Consider the following 20,231-nt stretch of genomic DNA (forward strand, 5'->3'; position numbering starts at 1 on the left):
CCAATAGAGTCTGAACGATCGGGTTCTATGCCTACCCAAACGCAAAAGAACGCTGGAATGTTGCAACCGTATGAGGGTAACCAGCGGTTCCGTCCCGTTAAAGTTTGTTATAATAGGCGAAGAGTGTCCGTAGACCCTGCCTGGATTTCAGGTCAGGTTTTTCCGTTTTCAGGAAAGCCTCGATCTGTTCTTTTTTGTCGGCCATCAGGTCAAGAACGGCTCTTTTACCCGGCGAGAACTTTGTCGCCTGCTTACCACGGGCTACGTACCAGTCCATCTTTTTCGTTAATTCATCGTCCTTACTACCCGAATTCAGGGCCACATTATAATTGGCTTTACGGATATATACCGATGGATGCAGGAGCAAATCCAGTTTGCCCGTCGCGATTTGTTCAAAGAAACCGGTTAACGGGTTGGCATCACCCTGGTACTCGTGAACATTTAAAAACCGACTGACTGAGCCAAACGCGTTGTTCATATCCACATAGCGGATGGCCGTCGTCTTGACGGCTCTGATATCTTTTGCCCCGGCCCGAATTTCCACTTCGTTCGCTGATAAATCCAGCCGTACGGGCACACCTGCCAGTGAGTCGGTGGTTAAGGATAGGCCAAGTTTCGTGTAAAATTTCACGTTGCCAGCCTGCCAGGTGGTATCAAGGTACGGGTCGCCAAGTAATTGACCAGCTGGCCCTTTAATCGAAAATAGGGTAGCATTGTTCGTGGAGTTAAGCGTGGTAAAGTTAATTCGGTCACGGGTGGTTTGGGTCATGTAGTCCGTTTGTGCCTGCGCGAACGCATTCGCTGATGTTGCAATAAAGCCGATAAAAAAGACGAGAAAACGCATGGTGGATAAACAGACTGGTTCTTTTGCCCAAAGGAACAGGTTTATAGCTAGAATAGCTTGCTTAATTTGACTAAAAGTGCAAAATATTATTTGGGTAAAATGCCAAAAGGCACGTCAGTTTCCGTATTTTTGACAGTTAATCCCAATCATCAACCAATCAATCAAGTTCATGACAAAACATTTTCTGACAGCGCTGTTTGCGGCTGGTCTGGCTTATTCCTCTGTGGCTCAGACGACGTTTCCGCGAAATGGTGTCTATGATGAGCGGCCAGGGCTGTATGCCTTCACGAATGCAACCATTATTGTTGATCCTAAAACGACTCTTCAAAACGCTACCCTACTTATTCGCGATGGACGCGTTGAAGCCGTTGGTACGTCGGTTACCGTACCCGCCGGAACCGTTGTGGCTGATTTGAAAGGTAAACGCATTTACCCAGCCCTGATCGACATTGATTCCGATTATGGGATGCCCGACATGACGCGCGGACCGGGTGGTGGTCGGGGTGGCGTACCCCAGTACGAATCCAATAAGAAGGGCGCTTACTACTGGAATCAGGCCATTCAGCCCGAAAATGAGGCTAGTGTGCTTTTTAAATCGAATCCGGTAAAAGCCGACGAACTACGCAAATTGGGCTTCGGCGCCGTACTGACTCACCCGCACGATGGTATTGCGCGTGGGACGGGTACGCTCGTGATCCTTGCCGACGACCGGGAAAATACGCTCGTTCTCAAGCCCAACGCTACGGCGCATTACTCGTTTAGCAAAGGCAGCTCGGGACAGCAGTATCCAAACTCGATGATGGGCAGCGTGGCTCTGCTGCGGCAAGCCATGTATGATGCCGACTGGTACAAGCGGTCAGGTGGCAAAGAACAGGCTAATATGTCGCTCGATGCATTGAATCGGAACCAGACCTTGCCCGCTATTTTTGACGCTAATGATAAATTGGGCATCATGCGGGCCGACAAAATCGGTGATGAGTTTGGCGTTCAATATATTATACGGAGTTCCGGTGATGAATACCAGCGCATCGACGAAGTGAAGGCTACCGGTGCATCGCTGATCGTGCCGCTGAATTTTCCGCAGCCGTATGATGTCGAAGATGCGTGGGATGCCGACAACGTGGCGCTGGCCGAACTCAAACATTGGGAAATGGCACCCATGAATGCCGGACGGCTGGCAGTAGCCAATATTTCCTTCGCCCTGACAACGGCGGGTCTTAAAAACAAAGCTGATTTCTGGGCTAACCTGCGCAAAGCCATCGAAAATGGGCTGCCTGAGCAAAAAGCCCTCGAAGCCCTAACGACCATACCGGCCCGGCTGATACGTGCCGACGACCAGATCGGGACGTTGCAGAAGGGCCATATAGCGAACTTCATTATTACATCCGGTAACCTGTTCAGCGCCGACAACGTGATCTACGAAAACTGGATGCGGGGTAAGCAGTACATTGTCACGAACAAAGATGCGTCTGATTTGCGCGGAACCTGGAATTTGACCGTTGGTTCTCAATCGAATCTAAAGCTGAATATCACCGGCAAATCAGCCGACAAGCTGGAGTACCAGATTCTGGCCGATACAATCAAGATAACCCCAAAAGTGGCTATCAGTGGGGATTTGATTTCAATTCAGGTTCCGCTTGACAAGAAAGCCGGTACAACTCGTCTGACCGGCTACCGTACTACACCTACGAACATTAAAGGCGATGGCGAAACGCCGGACGGCAAGGCCATAACATGGTCGGCGGCACGGGCGGTTGATACCCCCCGGTCAACGACGGGCGTATCTACGACAGCAACCAGTTCGACACTGGCTTCCACGACGGCGGTTAGCAGTATGCTTTATCCGTTTGTGGGTATGGGCAATACGCAGAAACCCAAAGCCGAAACGATTCTGATTAAGAACGCGACGGTCTGGACGAATGAGAAAGATGGTATTCTGACCAATACGGACGTATTTGTCACCGATGGTAAGATTTCTAAAGTAGGTAAGAACCTACCCGTTCCGGCTGATATCAAAGTGGTTGACGGGACCGGTAAGCACCTCACAAACGGTATTATTGACGAACACTCGCACATTGCTCTGTTGTCGATTAACGAAGGGGGGCAGTCGAGTTCAGCCGAAGTTCGGATGTCGGATGTTATCAACCCGGAAGATATTAATATCTATCGTCAACTGGCTGGGGGCGTCACAACCTCGCAACTGTTGCATGGTTCGGCCAATGCCATTGGCGGGCAGTCGGCCATTGTGAAACTGAAATGGGGCGAATCGGCGGATGGTATGCTCATCAAAGGGGCGGACGGATTTATTAAGTTCGCGCTGGGCGAAAACGTCAAGCAATCCAACTACCCGAACCCTGGGGTATTGACCCGTTTTCCACAATCCCGGATGGGCGTGGAGCAGGTTTTTATGGATCACTTCACACGAGCCAAAGAATATGCCAAAGGCTGGGCTACGTACAATAAATTTAGCGCTAAAGAAAAAGCAACGGCTATTGTGCCACGCCGGGACATTGAACTTGACGCACTGGCTGAAATTCTCGCCAACAAACGGTTTATTACCTGTCACTCCTACGTGCAGTCGGAAATTAATATGTTGCTGAACGTGGCCGACTCACTGGGCTTTAAAATCAATACGTTTACTCACATTCTGGAGGGCTACAAACTGGCCGATAAAATGGCGAAGCACGGCGTAGGTGGATCATCGTTCGCCGACTGGTGGGCGTACAAAGTGGAAGTTCACGATGCCATTCCGTATAATGCCGCCCTTATGCACCGGCAGGGCGTTACGGTGTCGATCAACTCTGATGATGCCGAAATGGCCCGTCGCCTGAATCAGGAAGCGGCTAAAACAATCGAGTACGGCGGCATGACCGAAGAAGATGCCTGGAAAATGGTGACACTCAATCCGGCCAAACTTCTTCATTTAGACAATCGGCTTGGTAGCATTCGAGTGGGCAAAGATGCTGACCTCGTGCTGTGGAATGCCAGCCCGCTGGCCATTTACGCCCGGCCTGAAATTACCATGATCGACGGGACCATCTACTTTAGTCTGAAAGACGAAGATCACAAGCACGACCTGATGCAGGCTGAACGTGGCCGACTGATTCAGAAGATGTTGACTGCCAAGGCAAGCGGTGCTTCGACGACCAGACCAATGCCTAAACGCGCGCGGATGTGGCATTGCGAAGACGTTGAGGGTGTTATGGCCGAAGGCCAGGGACAGGCTGAACAACAGAGTAAATAGACGCGATCGGGCAACACGGAAATCGTCGCGCATCCTCTGTTATCGCTTCGTTTAAAACTAAAGACATGAAAAAAATAATAGTTTCTATACTCACACTGGCATCGCTCATGAGCTATGGCCAGAACCCCGCTCCGGCAAAACTGCAGACAAAGACCATCGCCCTGACGGGTGGTACTGTTCATGTGGGTAACGGGCAGGTTATTCCGAATGGCATCGTCCTGTTCAGCAATGGTGTACTGACCAACGTTGTTGACGGAACGCTGGTTAAGTTGAATTTCACCGATGTGGAGGTTATCGACGTGTCGGGGAAGCACGTTTATCCGGGCATTATTTCACCGGCATCAACCGTTGGCTTGCAGGAAACGGGCGCGGTTCGGGCAACGGTGGATAAGCAGGAAATCGGCATACTGAACCCAAATATTCGGTCGCTTATTGCCTATAACACCGATTCGGAAATTATTCCGACCATCCGTAACAACGGTGTGTTGCTAACACAGGCGATGCCACAGGGCGGCACCGTTTCGGGCAGCTCAAGTATAATGATGGCCGACGGCTGGAACTGGGAAGATGCCGCCCTGAAAAAAGATGACGGTATCTGGCTCAACTGGCCGACCTATTTCTCCAACGAATTTAACTTTGATGATTTTACGACCATCGTCAAACGAAACGAAAAACGTGGTGCCGCCATCGAAACATTACAGGCCACCTTTTCCGATGCGAGAGCCTACGCAGCCGCGCCAACGCCAGCAACGATGAATCTCAAACTGGAGGCTATGCGTGGCTTGTTTTCGGGTAAGCAAAACCTGTACATCCGGGCCGATTACGGAAAAGACATCATCGAAGCCGTTACATTTGCTAAGTCGGTGGGGGTGTCCAGGATCGTGATTGTCGGGGGTGAAGAAGCACATCGTGCCGTTACCTTTCTGAAGGAGAACAACATACCCGTAATTCTGAGTGGCTTGCACCGCCTGCCTAACCGCGAAGACGAAGACGTGGATTTGCCGTATCGCATGCCGAGCATTCTGCAAAAGGCGGGTATATTGGTCAGTCTGAGCTACGCCGACGAGTGGTGGAGGACGCGCAATTTGCCGTTTCTGGCTGGAACAGCTGCTGGTTTTGGCGTTTCAGACCATGAGGAAGCCCTAAAAATGGTTACGTCAAACACCGCAAAAATTCTTGGCATCGACAACCTCGTTGGTACGCTGGAGAAAGGCAAACAAGCCACGCTGTTTGTCTCGGCGGGTGATGCCCTGGATATGCGAACGAATAAAATCGAGCAGGTATTTATACAGGGTCGGAAAGTGAATTTAGATGACCGGCACAAGCGGCTCTACAAAACCTATAAGGATAAGTACGAACAGCAGAAGTAAGAATATATGTACGTGATACATTTCATGTACGCGTTAGCTGAGGTAGTTTTTAGTGACAGAAAGTGACCGAAGGGGATGGCATTGCCATCCCCTTCGGTGTTTAGTAAAACCATCGAACGTACATACCGTTGTTCATGTACCTGTCTTCGTCTTCATATGGCTACTACTTTCCTGAGCGCCGAATGGCGGAATCTGATTTTTGCCAACTACGCCATTGACCGTCGGGTGCTAGAACCGCTCGTGCCTTTCGGCACCGAATTAGACGAATTTAACGGCGTGTGTTATGGCAGTCTGGTCGGGTTTTATTTTCAGCGGGTTCGACTTTTTGGGGCTATAGCCGTGCCTTTTCACCAGGAATTTGAGGAATTTAATCTGCGTTTTTATGTCCGGCGCAAAACCGAAACGGGTTGGAAACGTGGTGTCGTATTCGTCAAAGAGATTGTGCCCAAGTTGGCTATCTCGCTGGTTGCCAACACCCTATATGGGGAACCCTACGCTACTCATCCCATGCGGCATAGCTGGCAGCACGCGGGCGATATCCAACAAATTCAGTACGACTGGAAAGTAGGTTCCGACTGGAATTACATCCGTGTTCATGCCGACCGAACGGGGCATCCGTTAGTGCCCGACAGCGAGGAAGCGTTTATCACCGAGCATTATTGGGGGTATACGAAGCGGTCGTCAAAACGGCAGGGCGAAGGCCGAACCTCAGAGTACGAAGTTGTTCACCCTCAGTGGTCTATTTTTCCGGTACGTGAGTATGACGTTCACTGCGACGTACCGAAGCTGTATGGTGCGGCCTTTGCCCCCTTTTTCGAACAGCCCCCTCATTCGGTTTTTCTGGCCGATGGGTCAGCCGTGACGATCAAATCAGGGGCCGTAATGCGGGGGTGACAGCCTTGACTCAAGATATGAGTCAGCGTGTCCCGGTCTTGCGCTCTATCATTTAAACAATAAGCAACCCGTTTTCGCGAAGTTTCGTCCAGACCGGCGACTGCATAAAGGCCGCAAAGCTACCTCGCCCGTCCGTTTCGTAATCGGTTTTTACTTGTGCTAGGGAACAAGGTTCGTGCGGACCAATAGTAAGTTTGGGCAACGTGTCCAATAGCCACCGGCCTACAGGAACGGTGGTTTCGAGTAACCACTGACCTTGTTTGCTATAGAATTCCAGCTCAGCCATCTCAACTACGTTTCGGCCCTGCTGCAACTCGAATACCTCCAGGCTGGGCAAATTTCCCGGCCAGATAATAAACGCATTGGGTCGTGGGTCTTTGTCGGAGGTCTGACTAATGGCTTTCTCGATGTAGCGGGGTGGGATGGACGTAGCGGGTATGCCAAACGTAAACCACTTCTGAAGCGGCAGGTCGAAACCCACGTCGTGCATATAGTTGAACAACGATTTTCGCAACCCCTCCGAAAATAAATCGTGGTCGGCACCCGTCGGGTCAGCATGTTCCAGATCATTATCGGCAAACCCGCCTACCGTCGGACCAATTCGCATGACATCGAAAGCAGCCGGGTCAACGCCAACCGGGCTATGAGCGGTCATGGCGAACCGGTGCCAAAAGCCCGATTGTACCACCCCGTTCATAAACAACTGCCGGACCATCTCCAGTGAATCAACCGTTTCCTGCATCGTCTGGGTCGGGAAACCATACATCAGGTAAGCATGAACCATAATGCCAGCCTGCGTGAAGGCATCGGCTACGCGGGCTACCTGCGCCACGGTCACCCCCTTTTTCATGCGGTCCAGCAATCGGTCGGAGGCTACTTCCAGGCCGCCCGACACGGCAATACACCCCGACGCTTTTAATAACGTACATAAGTCGGGCGTAAAACTAGCCTCAAACCGGATGTTCGTCCACCAGGTCACCGTTATCTTTCGGCGGATAACTTCCAGTGCCAGATCGCGCATAAGAGCCGGTGGCGCAGCTTCATCGACAAAATGAAAACCAGTTTGGCCGGTCTGCTCAATGATTTCCTCGATCCGGTCGGCCAGGAGCGACGCCGTTACGGGTTCGTATCGGTTGATATAATCCAGCGTCACATCGCAGAACGAGCACTTGCCCCAGTAGCAGCCGTGAGCCAGTGTCAGTTTATTCCAGCGACCGTCACTCCACAGCCGGTGCATCGGGTTGACAACTTCAATGACCGATAAGTAATCATGGAGGGGGAGGTCGCGGTAGTTGGGCGTACCCGTTTCGCGCTGCGGCACATCCTTTTCGCGGGCACCGTTATGATAGGTAACCAAGCCATTCGTTCGGGCAAACACGCGCTTTAGCTGACTCCGTTCGCGCTGGCCCGACAGGTATTCCAGCAGCGTCAGGAGGGGCGCTTCCCCATCATCGAGGCAAATAAAATCGACATAATCAAACACACGGGGCTCAGTCAGCGAACGCAGTTCCGTGTTTGCGTAGCCCCCGCCCATCACGATCTTGATAGTTGGATGATGTTGCTTTATATATTTTCCACACGTCAGGGCGCCGTACAAATTACCGGGAAAAGGAACAGTCAGGCAGACAACATCAGGCTGCCACTGCTGAATTTTCTGTTCCAGTAACTCAACCAGAATGGACGATATCTGCGTGTAGGGCGCTTGAAGGGCCTCGTGCAATTCATCGAAATGTGTCGCGGAGCGGCCCAACCGTTCAGCATAGCGACTGAATCCGAAATGCGGATCAACCGCTTCCTGAATAAGGTCGCTCAGGTCTTCAAGATATAAGGTAGCCAAATGTCGCGCCTTATCATGGATGCCCATCGTCCCGAAGGCCCAGTCCAGTTCTTCCAGCTGAGCAAAACGCGAGGCTTCGGGCAGGTACGTTCGGTCGCAGATGCTATGCGCGAGCGTCGGATTTTTGTTTTGCAGAAACCGAATCACCGGGTCAATCGTGCTGACGTAATCGGTTTGCAGGCGGCAGATGCGGTAACTATTGTCAGACAATTCGGCGTCGGCGGCTTCAAGCTCGGCAAACATCGATGCCAGTCCTTTGGCCGAAAACAGGGCCAGAATGACCTCAATCCCCAAATCGGCCTGATAAGCCGTCGCTCCCTTGGTTTGTAGAAACCCTTTTAGGTAAGCCGTTGCAGGATACGGGGTATTCAGTTGAGTAAAGGGCGGGGTGATAAGTAAGAGCGTCTGATCCACAGCGGTACGAATTCGTGGATAAGGTATGGCTCATCCTGAAGTTGGATAACCTTGCAGTTTCGGCAATGGTTCGTCGGGGTTGGCGAAGAACCAGGCCCAAAGGTCAATCATGCCTACTGTCTGTATATAGGTGCGAACCGAAGCATTTGACCAAACGAAATATTTATCTTAGCATTAATTACCTACCACTAAGTACACCTTGATGATAAAAACACAAAGAACGACCAGCGAAAAGCCTGATTTCATCAACTTAGTAACCCGCTTAGACACGTACTTGTGGGAAGTTTACCCGGAGACCCAGGCCCAGTATGACACATTCAATGTCATCGAAAAAAATGATACCGTTGTCATCGCCTATAAAGATGATGTGGCGGTAGGCTGTGGATGCTTTAAGGAATTTGACCAGGAAACCGTTGAAATTAAACGAATGTTCGTAAGCCCGGAGAGTAGGGGCCTTGGCGTATCGCACTTGATTATGGCGGAACTAGAGAAATGGGCAGCCGAATTAGGCTTTAGCTATTTGATCTTAGAGACCTTGCATAAGCAAGCTGCTGCTATCAGTTTGTATCAAAAAAGAGGCTATCAACGAATTGAAAATTACGGGCCATATGCTGGACTACCCAATAGTATTTGCATGAGGAAGGCGATTTGAGTTTTGCAATGACGCCATTTATTTGATTTAACCTGGTAATGCTATATGATGCCGATGGGGTCAGATATTTATAGAAACAATAATTGCTATAGACATTTGACCCCATCGGTGTCATACAGCATTACCAAGTCAGATAGGAGCGAATTCTATGAGTACTAATGGTCCCAGTTTAAACCGGCTGTTCTGAATTCGATTTGCCGTCGGCCCTGCGCATAAAATTCAACGTCAATAAGTAGTTTATCGGCGGCCTGTATCCGATCAATCAGCGCCTGTTCGGAATCGAAAAATATAATATTGGCCCTGCCATTTTCAGCGGCTGAAAATGAATAGTTGGTTGACGGCTTATTGTCAAACCGGATGCGCGCGTTTCCCCCCTGGAAACTTCGGTTGAACTGCCCTTTTGAAACCTCCAGATAGACGGTATTGTGCTCGTTCCGGTGCCGAATGGTCAGCGTGGCAGTAGATCCACCTGCATAGGGAAAGGTAAAGTCAAGGATGTTGGGGGATGTAATCGATGCCTTGTAAATCGTACTGCCCGGCTTATCTACAATTTCCTCATACGTCCACGTAGCGGCACGAGCGGAGATGTCATTTTTAGATAGCGGTTTGTCGGATACTATTCCACCCGACTGAACACGGCTAGTCTCCACCGTGTCCTGCATGCGCTGGACAGTCTCGGTACCTGTCGGCTGGTGTGTTTTGTCTTTATTTGAGCAATCGAAAAAGGTCAGCAGACTAAGTACGCAAAGGATATTTTTCATGCTGGATAGGGGTCGCACAAGAAAAATTTTCATGCCCTGCCCTCAACTTACTAATAGGTAGAAAAAGGACTGGGTAGTGTCATGCAAATAACCTTAACCCGCTGTTTATCAGTGTACCCGCAGCTTTTGTCCTGGCCGGATACGAGCGCGGGCAGACATGTGGTTTTTTCGGGTTAGCGATGAGACAGACATACCATAGCGGTCGGCAATGGAGCTGAGCGTTTCGCCCGATCGCACCCGGTGCAGTACTGTCCGTTTGAAGCGCGGTCTCGAACTGCTCTCCGACGATGACGAGCGCCCCCCACGCAGGTAATCCCAAACAGAACCCGTCAGCAGAAAGTGATCGGAATTGATCGTGTTTTCCGGGAATGAATAAATATTCAGCGGACTAAACGGATTGCCCTCGTAGCGGGTCTCAAAGTGCAGGTGGGGCCCCGAACTGCGTCCCGTACTACCGCCCAAGCCGAGTTGATCACCCGCCTTAATTAACTGACCCGGTTCAACCGTTTGCTTCGACATATGCCCGTAGAGCGTTTCGAGGCCATTATAATGCCGAACCAGTACGTAGCGGCCATAGCCATTACCGTCCCAGCCGACCACGCGTACAATGCCATCGAAGGCGGCATAAACCGGGTCGCCGGTGTCCAGGTCCAGGTCAGTACCCGTGTGCCAGCGTCCCCACCGATACCCGAAATTCGAGGTCATTTTGCCTTCGTTCAGTGGAGCCGACCAATAGCGATTGACTGGCGGGTCATACAACTTGATGTCGATGGCTTCGTCAAACTCCAGCGGGTTGATGTTGTAAGGGTCAATGGTGCGGGAATCCCAAACGGCGTAATAATCAGCGATTTTAACCCACTCTGTGCCAATCAGCACCGAATCAATTACTTCAACAACGCTGGTTGCTCCCTGATCGAGTTGACTGGTATCTTCACTAACAACCGGATTTAATTCTTTTTTCGGTTCAAACTGGCTGTTAAAGCGCAACTGAGTAGTTTCCTGTTCAAATTGGTCGTCCGCTTTTTGCGGCTGTTCGACGACCGGGAAATTCGGGTTAGACCCATTTTTCGGGGTAATACGCAGGTTATTTTTAAATCGCCCGCGTTCCTGGGCCTGTGTCGTTACGGTCAAACACAAGCACCCAATGGCCACTAGCCATCGTGTAACGGTTTCTCTCATAGGGTATAAGATGAGTTTTGGGTCTTCGGTTTATGCCAGACTGGCGCAAACCGAAGACCCAAAACCAGTCAGTTAATGAACAAATTCTTCGTTCTGCATTTCCAGTGTGACTAGATAACGTTCGGCGTCAAGGGCGGCCATACAGCCTGTTCCAGCGGCTGTTATAGCCTGACGATAAATGTTATCCTGAGCGTCTCCGCAGGCAAATACGCCGGGTATATTGGTTCGGGTACTTCCCTTTTCGGTTAGTATATACCCATTGTCATCCAGTTCAAGGTATTCCTGGAAAATGCCGGTATTAGGTTTGTGACCGATGGCTACGAAAAAGCCGGTTACGTCTAAAACGCGTTCTTCACCCGTTACCATATCCTTCACCAGAACGCCCGTTACATCCTCGTCGCCCAATACTTCTTCAGTAGCTGTATTGTACAGGATTTCGATGTTCGGAGCGGTTTTAACGCGCTTTTGCATAAACTGCGATGCCCGCATTTCGTCGCGCCGAACCAGCATATAAACCTTACGGCAGAGGTTCGCTAAATAGCTGGCTTCTTCGGCGGCTGTGTCGCCTGCGCCAACAATGGCAACGTCCTGCCCCCGAAAAAAGAACCCGTCGCAGACGGCACAGGCCGATACGCCCCGGCCGTTAAGCCGCATTTCGGATGGGAGGCCGAGCCATTTGGCCGATGCCCCCGTCGAAATAATTATGGAATCAGCGGTGATCTCATGTTTGTCGTCAACGATGGCGCGGTGGGGCGTGCCGAGGCTTGGCTGTCCCGAAAATTCGACTTTGGTAACCATCCCATAGCGGATGTCTGTTCCAAACCGACGTGCCTGACTTTCAAGGTCCTGCATCATCTGTGGTCCCTGAACACCAGTGGGGTAGCCCGGAAAATTATCTACTTCATTCGTGATCGTGAGTTGGCCGCCGGGCTGGCCACCCTGGTATAAAACGGGGTGCATGTTGGCCCGGGATGCATAAATAGCGGCTGTGTAACCGGCTGGACCGGAACCAATAATCAAGCACTTAACGTGTTCGGAAGTCATTGCAAAAGGAGCGAAGTCGTCTGGTAACTAAAAAAAGTTTCCACTAAAAAGCGGAAGTATATGGACAACATACACAAAATTGAAAAAAATCCCGCGTAATGCAATGGATTTACAATTTACGTGCTCACGGGTGGCCTCGTTACGCTTATGGCGAACGCCAAACAGGCCCATAATTCATTTATCAACGTACACGCCACTCAATCCGCCGATTTAAGCGCCTGTTTTCGTCGGTGGTGTTGGGCACGAGCGGGCGGGTTTTTCCGTAGCCGACGGCCTGGATGCGGTCTGGTTGAATCCCCGCTTTCGTCAGGTAAGCGACTACTGCCTGCGCCCGCTTCTGCGACAGTACCAGGTTGGCGGCTGCATCGCCTTTGTCATCGGTATGGCCCGCAATCTCAATATTCACGGTCCGATTCGCCTGCATAAATAAAGACAAGCGATTTAGTTCGGTGAGGGATTTCTCGGCCAGATCGTAGCGTCCATACTCAAAGAACAGGTTATTCAGCGTTTCATTGGCCGACGATCCGGCAACGACCGGCTCCAGGGGTACGCTCAATGAGAGGCCTTCCCCTTTGGTCTTCTGGGTGAAATCGAATGATAAACTTTTGAACAGATAACCGGGCACACTTACGTAAAGCGCGTACTCGCCCCCGCTTGGTAATACCGCCGTATATTGGCCCGTCTGAGCATCGGCCTGCACCTGAGAAACGACCTGATTCGTTTTCAAGTCAACCAGTTCAACGGTGGCCGCGAGGGGCTTTTTTGTTTTCGCATCGGCGACCATGCCCTTCAAAAAACTCACGGGCCGCACCCGTTCCCGTAAGGATTCGGGTAAATCGAACGTGTAAAGCCTCGATTTTTGCGAGACGCCCTCTTTTTGTTCTTCGAAAGAATAATAAGCCCGCGTGCCATTCGCCGTCACAAACAGGGATGCCTGGTCTTCCGCCGTATTAATCGGGTAGCCTAAATTCGTTGGTGCCGACCAGCCCGACCCCCCACTATCTGTTACAAACAGATCATAACCACCCAACCCTATGTGGCCTTCTGAGGCAAAAAACAGGCTTTGCCCATTGGCATGAATAAACGGCGATGCTTCGTTGAAGGCTGTGTTGACTGGTTCGCCCAGATTAACCGGCTCGGCCCAACTGCCATTGGTAGCAAGGTCACTGCGCCATATATCGCGTCGGCCTTTGCCCCCTGGCCGGTCTGATATAAAGTACAGTTGGCGACCATCGGCCGACAAAGCGGGCTGCGATTCGTAGAAGTGGGTATTGATGGCCGGACCGAGGTTTTCGGGACTAGACCAGTCACTGCCGGTTTTATGACTCATGTACAGATCACAACTGCCAAACCCTTTGCGCCCCTGGCAAGCGGTGAATACCAGGGTACGGCCATCCGCCGAGAGACTAGCCGTGCCTTCATTATCAGGCGTATTGATACTGGATGCCAGCGATACCGGTGGAGACCATGTTTCCCCGTTGAAAGTAGCGGTCATCAGGTCTTCATCGCCTTCCGGTTTCAACGCTGTAAAGACTAATGTTTGCTCATCTGCGGTGAGCACCGGGAAATACTGCGAAGGGGTGGTTTGCAATACCGACGACAGAGGCTTGGGATCAACGGCCTGCGGGTGTGCTAGCGCTTCCTGACCAAACCGGGCCGTCTCGATTTGTCGGGCAATGCGTTTAGCCAGGGCCGATTGCGGAGCCACCAGCGTCTGAAATTTTTCGAGATAGGGCAGGGCATCGCTGTAGCGACCCAGCCGAAGCAGCGCATTACTCAATCCCTGGTACGCGCCACCAGAGGCCGGACTGTCGGGTTGGAGCTGGATGGCACTACGGTAGGCCGCTATGGCTGGATCGTAGTGTTTGGTGAATTCATACAACTGGCCCAGTTTGAGGTAGGCATCCGTAAAAGTAGGGTCCTGCTTCACGGCCTGCTCCATAAATGGAATGGCTTCGCCCGCTTTTCGTTCGCCAAACAGTTTAATTGATTGGGCGTAGAGTTCCTGCGCTTTACTTTGGGCATTGACCCAGGAGTAGGGGGCAAGAAAGAGCGCAACAAACACGAATTGCTTTATCCCACGTCCCAGGTGCCACGCTCTACGCTCCCCTACGGAATATCCAGATATTTGTGCGTCTGCAACGAGATTTGCCATTGCGGATGATTTTTTACGTAATCAACGATGCGAGGCAGCATTTCATTGGATCGACTCCATTCTGTTTGCAAAAAGAGTTTGCAGTCGGGTCGCAGATACGGCACAAACGACTCCGCAAAGGCAAAGTCTGACTGGTTATAAATGATGACTTTAAGTTCGTCGGCTTTGGCGTAAATAGCTGGATTTGGCTTCTTGAATTTCTTTGGTGAAAAGCAGATCCAGTCCCACGAGCCTGTAACGGCCTGGCACACGCCCGAGGTTTCGATATTCGTCCGGAAACCGGCGGCTTGTAACGTCTCCGTCAGATCGGTGAGGTCGTGCATAAGGGGTTCTCCGCCCGTAATGACCGCCATCCGGCCGGGGTAAAGCAAGGCTCCGTCAACAATAGTGTCGATGGACTGTTTTGGGTGCGCGTTGGCATCCCAGGATTCTTTTACATCGCACCAGTGGCAACCCACATCGCAGCCACCGAGCCGGATAAAATAAGCCGCCCGACCAGTGTGTGCGCCTTCGCCCTGGATCGTGTAGAACGCTTCCATAACGGGCAGGGCCGCCGTGGATGCGGCCGATGTGGCCGCATCCACGGTAGAGTTGGTGTGCGTTTGTGTCGTTTGTTGTTTCTGTTCCAAAAGCATAGACAAAGATAGGGAAGGTTCAATGAATGGCTATTTTACCAGTCTGCGCCAACGCCTGAGAATAGGTCTAAACCACTCCATTGCCGACGATTTTAGGTTTAAAAACCAAATTTGTCCGTCACTTCCGGGTGGCTTTTATGTTTTCTTATTTAAGTACTGCCTGTTTGGCGGCTCACTCATCGTTTACCGCCAGTCTCGATTAGAGAGGTTAGGCGTAAGGAGCCGGTTGTTCGATATCAACGCTAATGGCTAACTGGGTTGTTCCCAACTGATACCAAAAATAGATAACGAAGATCGCTGGACCGTTTGGAAGTATATAGTACAAACCTTCATGACCAGTAAAATTAATTGTCAGGATCTGCTTACTTTTGCCCTATGATTTCCCAACGGGCAACCCATTCTCTCTTCCGACATCGTCGCCACCATCGAGGCTGACAAGCCGACGTCTTGAGCGACCAACGCGCCCTTCCCCGTTTTTCACTTACTTTTGCCCCCTGAATCAATTAATTGTATCCTGATGCTATTCGTAATTGGCGTAACGACAGTGTTTTACGGTCAATAGAGGCATCCCGATCTGTATGAGCTACATCATACATCACACATTATATATTTAGTAATGTCTTCTGTATTACGAATTGCCTTACAAAAGTCCGGTCGGTTGAGCGAAGATTCGTATCAGCTTTTTAAAGAATGCGGTATCCGTTTTGACTACGGGACCGGCAAACTCAAATCGGTTTCGTCTAACTTCCCCGCCGAATTCCTGTTTCTTCGCGACGACGATATTCCCGGCTACGTCGAAGATGGCGTAGCTGACCTGGGTATCGTTGGGGAGAACGTGGCCGTTGAAACTGGTCGGCCCGTAAAGACCGTCCACAAATTAGGCTTCTCCAAATGCCGATTGTCCATTGCCATTCCCCGTGGCACCGACTGGACGGGTATTCACAACCTGGATGGTAAAAATATTGCGACGTCTTACCCAAACCTGTTGGGTCGTTATTTGGCCGGTCAAGGTGTACGGGCGGAGATTCACGAGATCAGCGGGTCGGTTGAGATTGCCCCCAGTATTGGTCTGGCCGAAGCTGTTTGCGATATTGTCAGTTCGGGTAGTACGCTGATGAGCAATGGTCTGAAGGAAGTCGAAACAATTTTCCGGTCTGAGGCTATTTTAATTTCCCGACCTGACCTCGATGCCGACAAACAGGTATTGGTCGATAAGTTGCTGTTTCGTATTAAGTCGGTGCAGGCCGCCAAGAATAATAAATACATTGTGCTGAACGCGCCGAACCACGCGCTCGGCCAGATTACGGCCTTGCTTCCCGGTATGAAAAGCCCGACCGTAACGCCACTGGCCACCGAAGGCTGGAGTTCGGTACATTCGGTGTTGAATGAAAATGAATTCTGGGAAAATATCGAAGCCATTCGAGCCGCCGGTGCCGAAGGGATTCTGGTTATTCCAATCGAGAAAATGATCTATTAAATCAACTCATGATGAATGATGAATGATACATGATGAATAAGAGCCGGTGGGAAATCATTCATTATGTATCATTTATCATTCATGAATGCTATTCATGAACATCATCCCTTTTCCCGACCGCGCCGACTGGCCTGCACTATTGGCTCGCCCGGTGCAGTCGACTCAGCAGATAGAAGCGGCAGTAGCTCCCATTCTTGCCCAGGTTCGCGCCGGGGGCGACGCGGCTTTGATTGCGTTGGCCCAGAAATTTGACAAAGTCGATTTGTCAACCGGCGGATTAGCCGTGACCACATCGGAAATCGAAGGGGCCGAAAGTCAACTGAGTGACGAGTTGAAGGCCGCCATTGAGCAAGCCTATCAGAATATACGCCTTTTTCATGAGCGGCAGAAACAGCCAATTGAGAAAATTGAAACCATGCCGGGTGTACTGTGCTGGCGCAAAAGCGTGGGTATCGAAAAGGTGGGTCTGTACATACCCGGTGGCACAGCGCCACTTTTTAGCACCGTACTAATGCTGGGTGTTCCGGCACAACTGGCTGGCTGCCGGGAAGTTATCCTTTGCACACCCAGCAATCACCCTGCCATTTATTTTGCCGCAAAACTCGTTGGCATCACAAAGGTATTCCGCATCGGTGGGGCGCAGGCTATTGCTGCAATGGCGTACGGAACGGCGTCTGTGCCACAAGTCTATAAAATATTCGGGCCAGGTAATCAGTACGTTACAGCGGCAAAGATGCTGATTGCGAAAGAAGGTATAGCCATTGACATGCCTGCCGGACCAAGTGAGGTGGCTATCTATGCCGACGATTCGGCGGTACCCGCGTTCGTGGCGGCTGACTTGCTTTCTCAGGCTGAACACGGAGCTGATAGCCAGGTGTTGCTGGTCTCGACCAGTAAGAAACTTATTTCGATGGTTAATTTGGCCCTGCCAGCACAGTTAGATAAACTTCCTCGAAAAGAGCTGGCCGCTAAAGCCCTGTTGAACAGTAAAGCGATTCTGGTCGAAAGTGAGGCCGACGCCATTGATTTGCTGAATGCCTATGCCGCTGAGCACTTGATTCTGAGCGTTGAAAATGCGGAGGCCGTAGCCGAGCAGATTGTTAATGCCGGCTCTATTTTCCTCGGCAATTATACTCCCGAATCTGCTGGTGACTATGCCTCTGGTACCAACCACACCTTACCAACCAACGGTTTTGCGCGGGCCTACAGTGGGGTGTCGCTGGATAGTTTCGTGAAGAAGATTACCATCCAACACATCACACCGGAAGGATTGCAGGTACTCGGACCCGTTGTTGAAGTGATGGCCGAGGCCGAATCGCTCGATGCCCACAAGCGGGCCGTAAGTTTGCGCTTGGCAAGTTTGACGGAAGTAAATCCGGCTTGATTTTGTTATCTTGCTGAATAAACGAGAAAACTTATGAGCCAGTTAGTGATTGAGATGGATTCCGACGAAGGTGAAGCCTTACTCATTCAGCTGCTTCCCCGATTAAATGGACGATTAGTTGAAAGGAAGCCAAGTTCCCTAAGCAACAGTTGAAAGACGTATTAGAGCATATCATCCAGTCGGGTGGAGCCGGTGAATTGTTTGGTGATCCATCGGACTGGCAACGCGAGATTCGTAGTTGGGATTAGGTGCTTGATGGCCGGCAAGAATGATCTTAGACAGTAACATCATTATTTACTCAGCGAGACCTGACTATGTACAATTGGCCAGGTATCTTCAAATAAACCAGGCTACTGTTCGAGTTTCGCTTATTTTTACACTTGAGGTATTAGGGTTTAGTCGCATTGAATCGAACGATAAGTTACTATTTGAAGCCTATTTTACTAGTATTGAGGTATTACCTCTAAGTAGAGACATTATCACTGAAGCCATTCGCCTGCGTCAGCAACGCAAACGCTCCCTCGGCGATTCGATTATTGCCGCTACAGCCCTCGTGTATACGCTGCCCATCCTAACCAATAATTGAGGGTATCACTGGCATCGGTTTTATAAATTTTACGTTTTCGTACTGCCCACTCATGCTTGATCTCATGTCTCTCCGCGCCGACACCCCCGGCGTTCAGCATGTCGCCCATTTTAATAACGCTGGCGCTTCGTTAATGCCGCAGTCTGTAGTTGACGCGATTACTAAACATATTATCCTGGAGGCCGAAATTGGTGGTTATGAAGCCGCTGCGGTCCGCAAAGACGCTATTCGGGGATTCTATACCGCAACGGCTGAACTATTGAATACAACAGCCGACCACATTGCTGCAACGGCTAATGCCACCGATGCTTACGCTCGTGCGCTTTCGGCTATTCCGTTTCAGCGGGGCGATGTGATTCTAACCACAATCAATGACTATGTTTCCAATCAAATCGCGTTTTTGTCTCTACGAAAACGGGTTGGTATCGAGATCGTTCGGGCAGCTGATGACGTGGCTGGCGGGGTTTCAGTGGAGGACATGGCCGATAAAATCAAGTCGTTACGCCCTCGATTAGTGGCTGTTACGCACGTGCCAACCAACTCCGGGTTAATTCAGCCGGTCGAAGCTATCGGGCAATTTTGTCGTGAGTATGACGTGCTGTATCTGGTTGATGCCTGCCAGTCGGTGGGGCAGTTGCCGGTCGATATAAGCCAAATACACTGTGATTTTCTGACGGCCACTTGCCGAAAATTTTTGCGTGGTCCCCGTGGAATGGGGTTTCTCTACGTCTCCGATAAGGTTTTATCGAGGAATATGGCGCCCTTATTTGTTGACCTCCACGGTGCTTCGTGGGAATCGGCAGATACCTTTCGTCTGGAACCGACTGCTCAACGCTTTGAGGATTGGGAGTTTCCACATGCCCTGGTTTTGGGCGCTGCCGAAGCGCATCGCTACGCCCTTACCGTTGGGATTAAGGCTATTGCCGAACGTGATGCTGAACTTTGCGTATTACTGCGACGTCAATTGGCTCAGTTGCCCGGTGTACGTTTACTGGACGAAGGTGAGCACTTATCCAGCATCATTACGTTAGTCAGTGAACGAAAATCAGCCACTGATCTAAAAGCTGGATTGACAACGGAACGGATTAATACATCGCTCAGTGGACATGGAGCCGCTATTCTGGATTTTGACCGGAAAGGTATGTTAACAACCGCCTTGCGTATTTCGCCCCATTATTTTAATACGGAGGATGAGATCAGCACGCTGGTTGACACCCTTCACCGACTGCTGGCATGAAACACCTCGTCGATCTATTGCTCTTAGGCGACCCACGCCTGTACGAAACCTGTGAGCCCGTTCTGGAATCTGATTTGCCGCAGGTGGCTGGCTGGGTAGATGACCTGCACAATGTTATGGAAGAAATTCGGGCGATGTATCAATTTGGGCGCGGCATTGCAGCCCCGCAACTTGGTATCATGAAACGGTTGATTTACCTTAATAGTGACCATTCGGACTACACTTGGCCAATGGTCATTATCAACCCCGAACTGGTGACTGTTAGTAATGAGACCGACGAACTTTGGGATGATTGTATGAGCTTCCCAAACTTGCTGGTACGCGTTCGACGGCACCGACAGTTGACCATGACGTATCGCGATGAACAGTGGCAACCGCATACGTGGGTGGTAACGGATTGGCGGTTGGCCGAATTAATTCAGCACGAATATGACCATCTGAATGGGGTGCTTTGTACCATGCGCGCCGTTGATGAGCGGGCCTTTAAGTGGCGACCCACGCCCGGAAAGTAACCTTTC

At 50.8% G+C, this 20,231-nt stretch carries 16 protein-coding genes; 9 read left to right on the top strand and 7 right to left on the bottom strand.

Annotation, left to right across the window (positions count from 1 at the left end; all coding sequences use genetic code 11):
- Positions 1-97 precede the first annotated feature (97 nt).
- Positions 98-844 (bottom strand): hypothetical protein, encoded by a 747-nt coding sequence (locus tag ACFS25_RS11840; protein ID WP_381500401.1) that lies wholly within the window; start codon positions 842-844, stop codon positions 98-100.
- A gap of 169 nt (positions 845-1,013) precedes the next feature.
- Here ACFS25_RS11840 and ACFS25_RS11845 point away from each other — a divergent pair, with 169 nt between their 5' ends.
- The 3 genes from ACFS25_RS11845 (at position 1,014) to ACFS25_RS11855 (ending at position 6,352) form a co-directional block, all read left to right on the top strand.
- A complete protein-coding gene (locus tag ACFS25_RS11845; protein WP_381500404.1) occupies positions 1,014-4,088 on the top strand; it encodes an amidohydrolase family protein in 3,075 nt (1,024 codons plus the stop codon).
- Positions 4,089-4,153: 65 nt separating this feature from the next.
- Complete coding sequence (locus ACFS25_RS11850; RefSeq protein WP_381500407.1) at positions 4,154-5,458, top strand: amidohydrolase family protein; 1,305 nt, start codon at positions 4,154-4,156, stop codon at positions 5,456-5,458.
- A 156-nt stretch (positions 5,459-5,614) separates the two neighbouring features.
- Positions 5,615-6,352, top strand: coding sequence for a YqjF family protein (locus ACFS25_RS11855; RefSeq protein WP_381500410.1), 738 nt, complete (start codon positions 5,615-5,617; stop codon positions 6,350-6,352).
- 52 nt (positions 6,353-6,404) lie between these two features.
- Here ACFS25_RS11855 and ACFS25_RS11860 read toward each other — a convergent pair whose 3' ends face one another.
- A complete protein-coding gene (locus tag ACFS25_RS11860) occupies positions 6,405-8,603 on the bottom strand; it encodes a B12-binding domain-containing radical SAM protein (RefSeq protein ID WP_381500413.1) in 2,199 nt (732 codons plus the stop codon).
- Positions 8,604-8,805: 202 nt separating this feature from the next.
- Here ACFS25_RS11860 and ACFS25_RS11865 point away from each other — a divergent pair, with 202 nt between their 5' ends.
- A complete protein-coding gene (locus ACFS25_RS11865) occupies positions 8,806-9,255 on the top strand; it encodes a GNAT family N-acetyltransferase (RefSeq protein ID WP_381500417.1) in 450 nt (149 codons plus the stop codon).
- Between the two features lie 155 nt (positions 9,256-9,410).
- Here ACFS25_RS11865 and ACFS25_RS11870 read toward each other — a convergent pair whose 3' ends face one another.
- From ACFS25_RS11870 to ACFS25_RS11890, 5 genes are all read right to left on the bottom strand, one after another.
- Complete coding sequence (locus ACFS25_RS11870; protein WP_381500421.1) at positions 9,411-10,016, bottom strand: hypothetical protein; 606 nt, start codon at positions 10,014-10,016, stop codon at positions 9,411-9,413.
- Positions 10,017-10,124: 108 nt separating this feature from the next.
- Entirely contained in the window at positions 10,125-11,195 is a 1,071-nt protein-coding gene (locus ACFS25_RS11875; RefSeq protein WP_381500423.1) for a peptidoglycan DD-metalloendopeptidase family protein, read from the bottom strand.
- 72 nt (positions 11,196-11,267) lie between these two features.
- Complete coding sequence (trxB, locus tag ACFS25_RS11880; RefSeq protein ID WP_381500425.1) at positions 11,268-12,239, bottom strand: thioredoxin-disulfide reductase; 972 nt, start codon at positions 12,237-12,239, stop codon at positions 11,268-11,270.
- A 181-nt stretch (positions 12,240-12,420) separates the two neighbouring features.
- Positions 12,421-14,394, bottom strand: a complete 1,974-nt coding sequence (locus ACFS25_RS11885; protein WP_381500428.1) for an OmpA family protein — start codon at positions 14,392-14,394, stop codon at positions 12,421-12,423.
- Positions 14,349-15,029, bottom strand: coding sequence for a 7-carboxy-7-deazaguanine synthase QueE (locus tag ACFS25_RS11890; protein WP_381500431.1), 681 nt, complete (start codon positions 15,027-15,029; stop codon positions 14,349-14,351). The genes ACFS25_RS11885 and ACFS25_RS11890 overlap by 46 nt, the downstream gene beginning before the upstream one ends.
- Before the next feature lie 616 nt (positions 15,030-15,645).
- On the opposite strand from ACFS25_RS11890, the gene hisG reads away from it, so the two are divergent.
- The 5 genes from hisG to ACFS25_RS11915 all read left to right on the top strand — a co-directional run bounded on the left by hisG (position 15,646) and on the right by ACFS25_RS11915 (position 20,225).
- A complete protein-coding gene (gene hisG / locus ACFS25_RS11895; protein ID WP_381500434.1) occupies positions 15,646-16,506 on the top strand; it encodes an ATP phosphoribosyltransferase in 861 nt (286 codons plus the stop codon).
- Positions 16,507-16,600: 94 nt separating this feature from the next.
- On the top strand, positions 16,601-17,890 hold the full coding sequence (gene hisD / locus ACFS25_RS11900) for a histidinol dehydrogenase (RefSeq protein ID WP_381500437.1): 1,290 nt from the start codon (positions 16,601-16,603) through the stop codon (positions 17,888-17,890).
- Positions 17,891-18,158: 268 nt separating this feature from the next.
- Positions 18,159-18,476 (top strand): type II toxin-antitoxin system VapC family toxin, encoded by a 318-nt coding sequence (locus ACFS25_RS11905; RefSeq protein ID WP_381500439.1) that lies wholly within the window; start codon positions 18,159-18,161, stop codon positions 18,474-18,476.
- Positions 18,477-18,528: 52 nt separating this feature from the next.
- Positions 18,529-19,713 (top strand): aminotransferase class V-fold PLP-dependent enzyme, encoded by a 1,185-nt coding sequence (locus tag ACFS25_RS11910; RefSeq protein WP_381500442.1) that lies wholly within the window; start codon positions 18,529-18,531, stop codon positions 19,711-19,713.
- Entirely contained in the window at positions 19,710-20,225 is a 516-nt protein-coding gene (locus tag ACFS25_RS11915) for a peptide deformylase (protein WP_381500444.1), read from the top strand. Before ACFS25_RS11910 ends, ACFS25_RS11915 begins: the two co-directional genes overlap by 4 nt.
- Positions 20,226-20,231 lie beyond the last annotated feature (6 nt).

This window comes from Spirosoma flavum (assembly GCF_042686045.1).
Taxonomy (GTDB): Bacteria; Bacteroidota; Bacteroidia; order Cytophagales; family Spirosomataceae; genus Spirosoma; species Spirosoma flavum.